The organism is Pseudomonas sp. NBRC 111127 (assembly GCF_001320345.1).
GTDB lineage: Bacteria > Pseudomonadota > Gammaproteobacteria > Pseudomonadales > Pseudomonadaceae > Aquipseudomonas > Aquipseudomonas juntendi.
On record NZ_BCBD01000025.1, the window covers coordinates 33,546 to 46,057 of the forward strand.

Annotated in this window: 11 protein-coding genes and 1 pseudogene; 10 read left to right on the forward strand and 2 right to left on the reverse strand. The window is 63.4% G+C overall.

All coding sequences use genetic code 11. The features are described 5' to 3' along the window. Positions 1-51: 51 nt before the first annotated feature. Complete coding sequence (locus tag APH30_RS07270; RefSeq protein ID WP_054912084.1) at positions 52-1,047, reverse strand: NAD(P)-dependent oxidoreductase; 996 nt, start codon at positions 1,045-1,047, stop codon at positions 52-54. Between the two features lie 49 nt (positions 1,048-1,096). Then, positions 1,097-1,987: a LysR family transcriptional regulator ArgP gene (locus APH30_RS07275; RefSeq protein WP_054912085.1), complete on the reverse strand. Its 891-nt coding sequence runs from the start codon at positions 1,985-1,987 to the stop codon at positions 1,097-1,099. 100 nt (positions 1,988-2,087) lie between these two features. On the opposite strand from APH30_RS07275, the gene APH30_RS07280 reads away from it, so the two are divergent. The 10 genes and pseudogenes from APH30_RS07280 to APH30_RS28645 all read left to right on the forward strand — a co-directional run. After that, positions 2,088-2,687 (forward strand): LysE/ArgO family amino acid transporter, encoded by a 600-nt coding sequence (locus APH30_RS07280; protein ID WP_054912090.1) that lies wholly within the window; start codon positions 2,088-2,090, stop codon positions 2,685-2,687. A 219-nt stretch (positions 2,688-2,906) separates the two neighbouring features. Then, entirely contained in the window at positions 2,907-3,503 is a 597-nt protein-coding gene (locus APH30_RS07285) for a superoxide dismutase (RefSeq protein WP_009686825.1), read from the forward strand. Between the two features lie 260 nt (positions 3,504-3,763). Beyond that, positions 3,764-5,815 (forward strand): bifunctional diguanylate cyclase/phosphodiesterase, encoded by a 2,052-nt coding sequence (locus tag APH30_RS07290; protein WP_029887117.1) that lies wholly within the window; start codon positions 3,764-3,766, stop codon positions 5,813-5,815. A gap of 144 nt (positions 5,816-5,959) precedes the next feature. After that, the gene (locus tag APH30_RS07295; protein ID WP_009686823.1) at positions 5,960-7,294 is read left to right on the forward strand and encodes an imelysin family protein; all 1,335 of its coding nucleotides are present in this window, start codon (positions 5,960-5,962) and stop codon (positions 7,292-7,294) included. A 145-nt stretch (positions 7,295-7,439) separates the two neighbouring features. Further along, positions 7,440-7,922, forward strand: coding sequence for a hypothetical protein (locus APH30_RS07300; protein ID WP_054912086.1), 483 nt, complete (start codon positions 7,440-7,442; stop codon positions 7,920-7,922). A 12-nt stretch (positions 7,923-7,934) separates the two neighbouring features. Beyond that, positions 7,935-8,321, forward strand: a complete 387-nt coding sequence (locus tag APH30_RS07305; RefSeq protein ID WP_054912087.1) for a hypothetical protein — start codon at positions 7,935-7,937, stop codon at positions 8,319-8,321. A gap of 110 nt (positions 8,322-8,431) precedes the next feature. Next, the gene (locus tag APH30_RS07310) at positions 8,432-9,859 is read left to right on the forward strand and encodes a di-heme oxidoredictase family protein (protein ID WP_054912088.1); all 1,428 of its coding nucleotides are present in this window, start codon (positions 8,432-8,434) and stop codon (positions 9,857-9,859) included. An 18-nt stretch (positions 9,860-9,877) separates the two neighbouring features. After that, positions 9,878-10,942 carry an imelysin family protein gene (locus tag APH30_RS07315; RefSeq protein ID WP_009686819.1) on the forward strand — a complete coding sequence of 355 codons (1,065 nt, stop codon included), beginning with the start codon at positions 9,878-9,880 and terminating at the stop codon, positions 10,940-10,942. A 2-nt stretch (positions 10,943-10,944) separates the two neighbouring features. After that, the gene (locus APH30_RS07320) at positions 10,945-12,042 is read left to right on the forward strand and encodes a DUF1513 domain-containing protein (RefSeq protein WP_054912089.1); all 1,098 of its coding nucleotides are present in this window, start codon (positions 10,945-10,947) and stop codon (positions 12,040-12,042) included. Positions 12,043-12,357: 315 nt separating this feature from the next. Beyond that, positions 12,358-12,512 (forward strand): annotated as a pseudogene (locus APH30_RS28645) (efflux transporter periplasmic adaptor subunit); the annotation flags it as partial.

Sequence of the window (12,512 nt, forward strand, 5' to 3'; positions counted from 1 at the left end):
AGTATAAACCGCTCGCGCGGCGCACTGCTGACCCTAATCGGCGCGCCGCGTTCACTGCCCCGGGGGCTGATGTTTCCACCAGGCGCAGAATTCATCCAGCGCCGTCCACAGGCTGACCTTCGGCTGATAGTCCAGGTACTGCCTGGCGCGGCTGATGTCGAGGGTGAAATCACGGCTCATGACCTGCATTCCCAACCGCGACAAGGTCGGTTGCGGGCGCCCCGGCCATAGCATGCACGCGGCTTCGTTGAGCGCAGCCAGGCTGTAGGCCAGGCCGTAGGAACGGTAGCGGGTCACCTGCGGCAACTGCATCTGGCGCATTACGTAGTTGACCACGTCCCACAACGGCAGCGGCTGGCCGTTGCTGATGTTGTAGGCCTGGCCCAATGCCCGGTCATCGACGAACAGGGCGCTGAGCAGTGCCTCGTTGAGGTTGTGCACACTGGTGAAATCAACCTTGTTCAGGCCATTGCCGATGATCGCGACCCGGCCCTTGCGCTGCATCTGCATCAGCCGCGGGAAGATGCTGGCATCGCCGGCCCCGGTGACGAAGCGGGGGCGCAGTGCCAACACCTCGAGGCCGAACTCCTGCGCACCGAACACTTTCTGCTCGGCCAGGTACTTGGTTTTCCCATAATGGTCATGGAACCGGCGCGGCAGCTGGTCTTCCCGGATGTCGAGGCGCGAGCGGCCGTTGAAGTACATGGACGGCGACGACAGGTGTACCAGGCGCCGCACGTGCTCCTTGAGGCACCCTTCGACCACGTTCTCGGTGACCACCACGTTGGCTTGGTGGAAATCCTGATAACGCCCCCAGTGCCCCACAGCGCCGGCACAGTGCACCACCGCTTCGACGCCCTGGCAAAGGCGCCGGGCCAGCTCGGCATCGTTCAGGTCGCCGGGGATGAACTGGGCACCGCGCTTGACCAGGTGCTCCACCCCCTCCGCACGGCGACCGCTGACCCGCACGTCCAGGCCCTGCTCCAGGGCGAAACGCGCAAAGCGCCCGCCAATGAAGCCACTCGCGCCGGTGACCAGAATTCGCATGTAACACTCCGTCTTGCCAGATTTCAGATGCAACTGACGCCAGCCGCGGCTACAACGGCACCAGCCATTGCCCTGCCGTATGCCGCAGATGCTCGGTCAGTTGCGCGAGCAATTGCCCGCCATTGCGCCAATGATGCCAGTACAGCGGCACATCGATGGGGGTATCGCTGCAAATTTCCACCAACTGCCCACCGGCCAGTTGCTCGCGGGCCTGCAATTCGGGCACCAGCCCCCAGCCCAGGCCCGCCTCGGTCATGCGCAGGAAGCCTTCGGATGACGGGCACAAGTGGTGCAGGAAACCATCCTCCATGCCCAGCGACGCCAGGTAGCGGTGCTGCAGGAAGTCGTCCGGGCCGTACACGATGGCCGGGGTGCGGGCCAGGCGGCTGGCGACAAAGCCTTGGGGAAAATGGCGCGCCATGAACCCGGGGCTGGCCAACGCCCGATAACGCATTGCCCCCAACGGTAGGCTGCGTGCCCCGGCCACAGGCCGTTCACTGCCACACAGGCAGGCCGCCACCTCACCCGCACGCATGCGCTTCAGGCCCACTTCCTGGTCCTCTACCACCAGGTCGGTCAGCACGTTCTGCTGCGCACAGAAGTTGCCCACCGCGCCAGCCCACCAAGTGGCCAGGCTGTCGGCGTTGAGGGCGATGCGCAGGCGCTCTGGCATGCCTTCTTCGTCCAGCGCCGGCACCTGGCGCTGCAGGTCACGTTCAAGCAGGCGTACCTGCTGCACATGGTTGAGCAACTGGCGGCCGACCTCTGTCGGGCTGGGCGGGGTAGCGCGCACCAGCACGGGCTGGCCGACCCGCGCCTCGAGCAGTTTGATGCGCTGGGAAATGGCCGATTGCGACAGGCCCAGCACTTGCGCGGCACGCTCGAAACCACCCTGTTCGATCACGGCCGCCAGGGCGGCAAGCAGCTTGTAGTCGAGCATCGATTTTCCTAATGAGGGATCAGCTTTATTTGTTTTTCTTATACCGCCCCAACCCACACAATGACCAGCATCTTTTATGACCTTTTCGGAGAGCCCGGCCATGTGGCAAAGCTATCTCAACGGCATGCTGGTGGCCTTCGGCCTGATCATGGCCATCGGCGCCCAGAACGCCTTCGTACTTGCTCAAAGCCTGCGCCGCGAGCATCACCTGCCGGTGGCAGCGCTGTGCATCGTCTGCGATGCCATCCTGGTAGCGGCCGGTGTGTTTGGCCTGGCCACCGTACTGGCGCACAACCCGACCTTGCTGGCGATCGCCCGCTGGGGCGGTGCGGTGTTCCTCATCTGGTACGGGGCCAAGGCTTTGCGCAGTGCCTGTTCGAAACAGAGCCTGCAGCACCAGCAGGGCCAAGGCACACGTTCACGTCGTGCGGTACTGCTCAGTGCCTTGGCGGTGACGTTGCTGAACCCGCACGTGTACCTCGACACGGTGTTGCTGATCGGCTCGCTGGGCGCCCAGCAGACCGAGCCCGGGGCTTATGTGGCCGGTGCCGCCAGCGCTTCACTGCTGTGGTTCTCGACCCTGGCGCTCGGCGCGGCCTGGCTGGCCCCGTGGCTGGCGCGGCCGGCAACCTGGCGCATGCTCGACCTGATGGTGGCGGTCATGATGTTTGCGGTGGCGGCGCAGTTGATCTTCAACTGATCCCAAGGGCCCTGGCAGGCAGAGCCCGAGACCACCGGTCGGCATGGCTCGACCGCCCCGGAACCTCTATTCCCTATGTTTGTTGCGTGGTTATGCGCCGGACCCGGTGCTATGATCCAGCCCTTGCGTCGCAAAGAGTAAAAACTCGCCGACGCTGATCGGGCCGCCCGTGATCGGCCTTGCGCAAACCGCAAACAGACCTGAATCAGGAGATCCACCATGGCTTTTGAATTGCCGCCGCTGCCGTACGCCCACGATGCCCTGCAGCCGCACATCTCCAAGGAAACCCTGGAGTATCACCACGACAAGCACCACAACACCTATGTCGTGAACCTGAACAACCTGGTCCCAGGCACCGAATTCGAAGGCAAGTCCCTCGAAGAAATCGTCAAGGCCTCTTCGGGCGGCATCTTCAACAACGCCGCTCAAGTCTGGAACCACACCTTCTACTGGAACTGCCTGTCGCCAAACGGCGGCGGCCAGCCAACCGGCGCCCTGGCCGATGCCATCAACGCGGCCTTCGGTTCCTTCGACAAGTTCAAGGAAGAGTTCACCAAGACTTCGGTCGGCACCTTCGGTTCCGGCTGGGGCTGGCTGGTGAAGAAAGCCGACGGCTCCCTGGCCCTGGCCAGCACCATTGGCGCCGGCTGCCCGCTGACCAGCGGCGACACCCCGCTGCTGACCTGCGACGTCTGGGAACACGCCTACTACATCGACTACCGCAACCTGCGTCCGAAGTACGTCGAGGCGTTCTGGAACCTGGTCAACTGGGCCTTCGTTGCCGAGCAGTTCGAAGGCAAGACCTTCAAGGCCTGAGTCACCCAGCCTTGAACAGAAAACCCGGCCATGTGCCGGGTTTTTTTGTGCCTGCCAGGGGCCGCCGCGCCGGTACACCGAGCCGCACGGTTTTGCTTGCTCAGGCGGCAGAGCGCGCTAACATCAAATCTTTGGAAGATTGAGACAGCGCACTCAAGTTGCAGGGGCAGGCAACCGATACACTGCTCATGGTAGGCCGATAGTGTATCGTCATCGTTGATGGCAAAATGATGCCATGCGCATGGATTAAGGAAACCCCATTGAAGCTGGAATTGCGGAACAGCTTGTCGGTCAAGTTGCTCAGGGTCGTGCTGCTGTCGGCGCTGGCGGTCGGCGTACTGCTCAGCTGTGCGCAAATTGTCTACGACACCTACAAGACCCGCCAGACCGTTAACAACGATGCCCAGCGCATCCTCGACATGTTCCGCGACCCGTCGACCCAGGCGGTGTACAGCCTCGACCGTGAAATGGGCATGCAGGTGATGGAAGGCCTGTTCCAGGACGAGTCGGTACGCATGGCGTCCATCGGCCACCCGAATGAAACCATGCTGGCAGAAAAGTCCAGGCCGCTGCGGGACACCTCCATGCGCTGGCTGACCGACCTGATTCTCGGCCAGGAACGTACCTACACCACGCAACTGGTCGGCCGCGGCCCCTACAGCGAATATTACGGCGACCTCAGCATCACCCTCGACACCTCTTCGTATGGTGAAGATTTCCTGATCAACGCGGTCATCATCTTCATCTCCGGCGTATTGCGCGCCCTGGCCATGGGCCTGGTGCTGTACCTGGTCTACCACTGGCTGTTGACCAAGCCGCTGTCGAAGATCATCGAGCACCTCACGCAGATCAACCCCGACCGCCCCAGCCAGCACCAGATCCCGCTGCTAAAGGGGCACGAAAAGAACGAACTGGGCCTTTGGGTCAACACGGCCAACCAGTTGCTGGCTTCGATCGAGCGCAACACCCACTTGCGTCACGAAGCGGAAAACAGCCTGCAGCGCATGGCCCAATACGACTTCCTGACCGGCCTGCCCAACCGCCAGCAGCTGCAACAGCAACTGGACAAGATCCTGGTCGACGGTGGCCGCCTGCAACACCGGGTGGCGGTACTGTGCGTGGGCCTGGACGACTTTAAGGGTATCAACGAACAATTCAGTTACCAGGTGGGTGACCAACTGTTACTGGCCCTGGCCGACCGCCTGCGGGCGCATAGCGGCCGCCTGGGTGCCCTGGCGCGGCTGGGCGGCGACCAGTTTGCCCTGGTGCAAGCCAACATCGAGCAGCCCTACGAAGCTGCCGAACTGGCGCAAAGTATCCTGGATGACCTAGAGGTGCCGTTCGACCTCGATCACCAGCAGATCCGCCTGCGCGCCACCATCGGCATCACCCTGTTCCCAGAAGACGGCGACAGCACGGAAAAGCTCCTGCAGAAAGCCGAGCAGACCATGACCCTGGCCAAGGCCCGCTCGCGCAACCGTTACCAGTTCTACATTGCCAGCGTCGACAGTGAAATGCGCCGCCGCCGCGAGTTGGAGAAGGACCTGCGCGAAGCCCTGCCGCGTAACCAGCTGTACCTGGTGTACCAGCCACAGATCAGCTACCGCGACCACCGCGTGGTCGGCGTGGAGGCCCTGCTGCGCTGGCAGCACCCGGAACTGGGCATGGTGCCGCCCGACCAGTTCATCCCGCTGGCCGAACAGAACGGCAGCATCATCAGCATCGGCGAGTGGGTACTCGACCAGGCCTGCCGGCAATTGCGCGAATGGCACGACCTGGGCTTCAGCGACCTGCGCATGGCGGTCAACCTGTCTACCGTGCAGTTGCACCACAGCGAGCTGCCGCGGGTGGTCAACAACCTGTTGCAGGCCTACCGCCTGCCACCGCGCAGCCTGGAGCTGGAGGTCACCGAAACCGGCCTGATGGAAGACATCAGCACCGCCGCCCAGCACCTGCTGAGCCTGCGCCGTTCAGGGGCGCTGATTGCGATCGACGACTTCGGCACCGGTTACTCGTCGCTGAGCTACCTGAAGTCATTGCCGCTGGACAAGATCAAGATCGACAAGAGCTTCGTCCAGGACCTGCTTGACGACGATGACGACGCTACCATCGTTCGCGCCATCATCCAGCTGGGCAAGAGCCTGGGCATGCAGGTCATCGCCGAAGGCGTGGAAACCGCCGAGCAGGAAACCTACATCATTGCCCAGGGCTGCCACGAGGGCCAGGGCTATCACTACAGCAAGCCGTTGTCGGCGCGTGAACTGACCCACTTCCTCAAGCAAGCCCAACGCAATCAGGTCTCGATGCTCTGAACCTGCTCGGCCGGCCAAGCCAGCGACCTGGATTTGCATGAAATACGCCCCCGCCCCTTTACAGCAAATGCAAATCTTTCGCATGATGTTGCCGTTTCGCATGCCTAGGCGCACTGTCCAACCACACGACGCAGGAAACCCATAATGATTCGAATGCCTCTGGCCTCCGCCAGTCTGCTGGCCATGGCCATCGCCCTCGCCGGTTGCGGCGAAAAAGACGACAAGGCTGCCGCTGCGCAAGCGCAGGCACCCGCTGCCGCCAGCACCACCGCTGCAGCGCCAGGGGCTGTCGACGAAGCCGCTGGCAAAGCCGTGGTCAAGCATTACGCAGAAATGGTCTATGCCGTGTACAGCGACTCGCTGAGCACCGCAAAAACCCTGCAGACCGCTGTCGACGCCTTCCTTGCCAAGCCAGACGATGAAACCCTGAAGGCTGCCAAGCAAGCCTGGGTTGCTGCACGCGTGCCTTACCTGCAGAGCGAAGCCTTCCGCTTCGGCAACACCATCATCGACGACTGGGAAGGCCAGGTGAACGCGTGGCCGTTGGACGAAGGCCTGATCGACTATGTCGACAAGAGCTACGAGCATGCCCTGGGCAACCCCGCCGCCAGCGCCAACATCATCGCCAACACCGAGATCCAGGTCGGCGAAGAAAAGATCGACGTCAAGGACATCACCCCCGAGAAGCTGGCCAGCCTGAACGAACTGGCAGGGTCCGAAGCCAACGTCGCCACGGGCTACCACGCCATCGAATTCCTGCTGTGGGGCCAGGACCTCAACGGTACCGGCCCAGGCGCCGGCGCCCGCCCGGCGTCGGACTACCTGGAAGGCCAGGGTGCTACCGGCGGCCACAACGAGCGCCGCCGCGCCTACCTCAAAGCCGTGACCCAGTTGCTGGTCACCGACCTTGAAGAGATGGTCGGCAACTGGGCTCCGAACGTCGCCGACAACTACCGCGCCAAGCTCGAAGCCGAGCCGGTCAACGATGGCCTGCGCAAGATGCTGTTCGGCATGGGCAGCCTGTCGCTGGGCGAACTGGCCGGTGAACGCATGAAGGTTTCCCTGGAAGCCAACTCGCCGGAAGACGAGCAGGACTGCTTCAGCGACAACACCCACTACTCGCACTTCTACGATGCCAAGGGTATCCGCAATGTCTACCTGGGCGAGTACACCCGCCCGGACGGCACCAAGGTCAGCGGCCCGAGCCTGTCGTCGCTGGTAGCCAAGGTTGACCCGGCGGCCGACGCCACCCTCAAGGCCGACCTGGAGGCCACCGAGGCCAAGATCCAGGTCATGGTCGACCATGCGCAGAAAGGCGAGCACTACGACCAGTTGATCGCCCCCGACAACGCTGCCGGCAACCAGATCGTTCGCGATGCCATCGCCGCCCTGGTCAAGCAGACCGGTGCGATCGAACAGGCTGCGGGCAAGCTCGGTATTGCCAACCTGAACCCGGATACCGCGGACCACGAGTTCTGATTCGGTAACGGCGCCTCACCCCGAACGCCCGGCCTTGTGCCGGGCGTTTGCGTTTGTGCTGCAGGTGCTGTGGTTCCAGATGCCTGTCCTACCTTTCGCCCTTCATGCTGGCCCCATTCACGGGATCACCAGGCCGGAGGGCGCAGTGCTACAGATTCTTGATGTTTGGGGGGAAGGCCGAATCGTTCAGCGCGTGGGGGGCAAGGACATCATTACCGGCTTCACCCACGCCTATAACCTGAATAAAGTCGGCCAGCGCATTTCCAACGGGCCGCGCACAGGCGAGCGCATCCCCCACCTGTATCAGGTCGATGAATACGATGCGCCCCGTTTCCCGCTGGACACCCGCGCCATACCCCACGTAACCCTGATGGGCGCCCCCATCACTTACCACGTGGCCCTGGAGATGTGCAGGGTGCTTGCCCACTCCGGCAAGATCTACCTGTACGACCCCAACGAACCCGACCGCAAGATGTTCGAGGCTGTCGCCTTTGCCCAGGGCCTGCAACTGCTGGGGCGCTTTGACCCCGCCGAACTGGACCCGCCTTTCAACGAGATCACCTTGCTTGGCGTGTACGTCTACCGCAGCCCGAGCAGCCCGCTACCCCGCCCTGAAACCCGACCGTAAAAGGACCTTCACATGGCCAGCGTCACCTACCTGTGCTCCATCGCCAACAACACCCCCTACACCCTGACCGTGGTCGACGGTGAGAACCGCAGCAAAAGCGTTGCAGTCGGCGCCCAGCACGCCTGGAACGGCGAACTGGCCGTACCGTGGATCGGCAATACCAATGAAAACCACAAAGCCTTGCGCCTCATTCTCGGCCCCGCTGCCGAAGCCAGCATCTGGGTCTTCCAGGATTACTGGAAACCGGCCCACGAGAATGCCATCAAACAGCTCGCTGCCCACACCATGGACTATGACAGCGACGAGGTCATCGAAGTGGCCGGCAACAATCGCAATGGTGGCCACAAGAACCTGATCGTCAGCCTGGTGAACCGCCAGTTCAAGCTGCATGTCGCCTGAGGGCCACAAGCAACGACGATTTCATCGAGCAAACGCAAATTGCTCTTATTCAATGATCCTGGGCCTGCTAAGCTTGCACGCCGGTTTTTTGCTCAAGCCCAGGATTCTCGATGTCCTTGTCGCTGTTTCGACTCAGCCCCTTGCTGCTGGCCTTTGCCCTCGCTGCCTGTGACGACGCCCCGCGCTTCACCCAGGCCGAGCCCGGCGAAGCCTTGTCGGCTGGCCTGGCCACCGTACAGCGCAGTGACCGCAACGCCTACGCCCAGCCCTCAGCCAACCTTTCGCCGGAACGGCGGCTGGACTTCGCCGTAGGCAACAGCTTCTTCCGCAGCCCCTGGGTGATCGCCCCCTCCACCACGACTGCACGCGATGGCCTGGGCCCGCTGTTCAACACCAATGCCTGCCAGAACTGCCATGTGCGCGACGGCCGTGGTCACCCCCCAGCCGCCAATGACAGCAACGCCGTCGGCATGCTGGTGCGCCTGTCTATCCCCGACCAACCCTACCTGGCCAAGGTGATCGAGCGCGTCGGCGTGGTGCCGGAACCGGTCTATGGCACCCAGTTGCAAGACATGGCCATCCCCGGCGTGGCCCCGGAAGGCAAGGTGCGGGTGAGCTATGCCCAGCACACGGTGACGTTCGAGGATGGCCATCAGGTGCAACTGCGCAAGCCAAGCCTGCAAATCACTCAGTTGGGCTACGGCGTGATGCACCCCGACACCCGGTTTTCCGCACGGGTGGCCCCGCCGATGATCGGCCTGGGCCTGCTCGAAGCCATCCCCGAAGCCGCCCTGCTGGCCAACGAAGACCCCGACGACCGTAACCACGACGGCATTCGCGGGCGGGCCAACCGGGTATGGGATGACGCCCAGGGCAAGACCGTGGTCGGGCGCTTCGGCTGGAAGGCCGGCCAACCCAACGTCAACCAGCAGAACGTGCATGCCTTCGCCGGCGACATGGGCCTGACCAGTACCCTGCAACCCAAGGACGACTGCACGGCGGCACAAGCCGCGTGCCTGGCTGCGCCCAATGGCGATGGCGCCGATGGCGAGAAGGAAGTCAGCGACAACATTCTGCGCCTGGTCACCTTCTATACCCGCAACCTGGCCGTGCCGGCACGCCGCGACGTGGGCGCGCCACAGGTGCTGGCGGGCAAGAACCTGTTCTACCAGGCCGGCTGCCAGGGTTGCCATACACCGCAGTTCACCACCGCCGCCGATGCAACCGAACCAGAGCTGGCCAACCAGGTCATCCGCCCCTACAGCGACCTGCTGCTGCACGACATGGGGCCGGGCCTGGCCGACGAGCGTACCGAATTCGCCGCCAACGGCCAGGACTGGCGTACCGCGCCGCTGTGGGGCATCGGCCTGAGCGAAACGGTCAGTGGCCACAGCCAGTTCCTGCACGATGGCCGTGCGCGCAACCTGCTCGAAGCCGTGCTTTGGCATGGTGGCGAAGCCGAAGCAGCACGCAATTTCGTTCTCACGTTCAATGCCGAGCAGCGCGCCGCGCTGCTGGCGTTCCTGAATTCCCTTTAAACGCGCAAAGGAGCCGGCATGTTCCGACCCAAATTGTTGTTCACCAGCCTCGCCGCACTCGCCCTCGGCGCCTGCTCGCCGCAGGACCCGCAAGCAGTGACCTCCGCCGCCATCGCCAAACAGGTGATCCTGCCCACCTACAGCCGCTGGGTCGAAGCCGACCGTACCCTGGCCGCCAGCGCCTTGGCCTACTGCGAAGGCAAGGAAGACCTGGAAAAGGCGCGTGCCGACTTCCTCAACGCACAAAAAGCCTGGGCTGAACTGCAACCGCTGCTGGTGGGCCCTCTGGCCGAAGGCAACCGCGCCTGGCAGGTGCAGTTCTGGCCCGACAAGAAAAACCTGGTCGGCCGCCAGGTAGAGCAATTGGTCAACGGCGACAAGCCAGTCGATGTGGCCGCCCTGGGCAAGGCCAGCGTGGTGGTGCGTGGGCTGTCGGCCTATGAATACATTCTGTTCGACAGCAAGCCGGACATCGCCACAGCCGAGCAGAAGGCCCGTTATTGCCCACTGCTGGTCGCCATCAGCGAGCACCAGAAGCTGTTGGCCGAGGACATCCTCAAGAGCTGGAACAGCACCGACGGCATGCTCTCGCAGATGACCAAGTTCCCCAACCAGCGCTACGCCGATTCCCACGAGGCCATTGCCGACCTGCTGCGCTCACAGGTGACCGCACTGGATACGCTGAAGAAAAAACTCGGCGCCCCCATGGGCCGCCAGAGCAAGGGCATCGCGCAGCCGCTGCAGGCCGAGGCCTGGCGCAGCCACAGCTCACTGAAAAGCCTGGAAGCCACCCTCAAGGCTGCCCAGACCGTGTGGGTTGGGGTCGACAACCAGGGTTTGCGCGGCCTGCTGCCCAGCGATCAGAAAGCGCTGGCAGACAAGATCGACGCCGCCTACGCTACCTCGCTCAAACTGCTGGCCGACAACCAGAAGACCCTGGGCGAGTTGCTGGCCGACGACGCCGGCCAACAAACCCTCAACCAGCTCTATGACAGCCTCAACGTGGTCCACCGCCTGCACGAAGGCGACCTGGCCAAGGCGTTGAACATCCAGCTGGGCTTCAATGCCAACGACGGTGACTGATCATGCTGCGACGCCAGGCAATCAAACTCGGTAGCGTACTGCTCAGCGCCCTTACCCTGGGTGGCTGGAGCCTGTTCCGCAACAAAGGCAGCGAACCCTTGCTGCTCTCGGCGCGTGACGACGGCGACGGCAAGCACTATGCCGTGGGGTTCCGCCTGGACGGCACCCAGGTGTTCAGCACCCAGGTTGCCCAGCGTTGCCATGCCATCATCCATCACCCTGCACAGCCGATCGCCCTGTTCGTCGCTCGCCGCCCCGGTACCGAAAGCTACCTGGTCGACTTGCGCGACGGGCGCTTGCTGCAAACGGTGGTTTCGCAAGCGGACCGGCACTTCTACGGCCATGCGGTGGTGCACAAAAGCGGCGAATGGCTGTACGCCACCGAGAACGACACCCGTGACCCGGGGCGGGGCGTGCTTGGCGTGTACCGCTTCGAAGGTGCGCGCCTGGTACACACCGGCGAGCTCCCCACCCACGGCATTGGCCCGCACGAGGTGGCCTGGCTACCCGACGGCGAAACCCTGGTGGTGGCCAACGGCGGGATCCGCACCGAGGCCGAAAGCCGGGTCGAGATGAACCTCGATGCCATGGAGCCGAGCCTGGTGCTGATGCAGCGTGACGGCACCTTGTTGAGCAAGGAAACCCTCGCCCAGCAGATGAACAGCGTGCGCCACCTGGCAGTGGGCAGCGATGGCACCATTGCCGCCTGCCAGCAGTTCATGGGCGACGCCGATGAAACGGCCGAGTTGCTGGCCATCAAGCGCCCGGGCGAGCCGTTCAAGGCCTTTCCGGTGCCCGAGCAGCAACTGCAGGCCATGGCCCAGTACACCGCCAGTGTGGCTATCCACAGCGAGCTGCGGCTGGTGGCGCTGACCGCGCCACGGGCCAACCGCCTGTTCGTCTGGGACCTGGACAGCGGCGCTGTGCGGCTCGACGCCCCTATGCCCGACTGTGCCGGGGTCGGTGCAGTCAAGGACGGGTTTGTCGTGACCTCCGGGCAGGGCCGCTGCCGCTTCTACGATTGCACCAAGGCACAACTGGTCGGGCAACCGATGAGCCTGCCGTCCGGGTTCTGGGACAACCACCTGCATCTGGTCTGATTGATCCGTGGCCTTCACCGGCCCTATCGCCGGCAAGCCAGCTCCCACAGGGGTCGCATCAGGGCTGATAGGTGTTTGTCACAAGATATGCAGCGCCTGTGAGACCGAGCGCCGCGCGGGCGGCGCTCGATCTCACAGGCGCTGAAGGTGCTGCGGCGATCCCTGTGGGCGCCGGCTTGCCGGCGATAGGGCCGGTGCAGACAATTTACTCCCCTTCAGACAAAAAACAGTCAATACTTCCCCCATCCACACGTGGGCAGGATCGCCCGTTGTCGTGCCAGAACGAATAACAACCGTATCCAAGGAACCGGACCTATGCTGCGCCGCCGCATGCTCATCATGTTGGCCGTGGTTCTGCTGATCGTGCTGGCCCTGGGGGGCTACAAGGCTTTCTCGATCTACCAGCAGATCCAGATGTTCACTGCCCCCAAGCCGCCTATCACCGTGGCGGCAGCCTTGGCCGAACAACG

Excerpts from the sequence above, each read along its gene's own strand:
- APH30_RS07280 (WP_054912090.1), top strand. The coding sequence starts at position 2,088 with ATGTGGCAAAGCTATCTCAACGGCATGCTGGTGGCCTTCGGCCTGATC.
- APH30_RS07275 (WP_054912085.1), bottom strand. The coding sequence starts at position 1,987 with ATGCTCGACTACAAGCTGCTTGCCGCCCTGGCGGCCGTGATCGAACAG.
- APH30_RS07295 (WP_009686823.1), top strand. The coding sequence starts at position 5,960 with ATGATTCGAATGCCTCTGGCCTCCGCCAGTCTGCTGGCCATGGCCATC.
- APH30_RS07310 (WP_054912088.1), top strand. The coding sequence starts at position 8,432 with ATGTCCTTGTCGCTGTTTCGACTCAGCCCCTTGCTGCTGGCCTTTGCC.
- APH30_RS07305 (WP_054912087.1), top strand. The coding sequence starts at position 7,935 with ATGGCCAGCGTCACCTACCTGTGCTCCATCGCCAACAACACCCCCTAC.
- APH30_RS07270 (WP_054912084.1), bottom strand. The coding sequence starts at position 1,047 with ATGCGAATTCTGGTCACCGGCGCGAGTGGCTTCATTGGCGGGCGCTTT.
- APH30_RS07285 (WP_009686825.1), top strand. The coding sequence starts at position 2,907 with ATGGCTTTTGAATTGCCGCCGCTGCCGTACGCCCACGATGCCCTGCAG.
- APH30_RS07315 (WP_009686819.1), top strand. The coding sequence starts at position 9,878 with ATGTTCCGACCCAAATTGTTGTTCACCAGCCTCGCCGCACTCGCCCTC.
- APH30_RS07320 (WP_054912089.1), top strand. The coding sequence starts at position 10,945 with ATGCTGCGACGCCAGGCAATCAAACTCGGTAGCGTACTGCTCAGCGCC.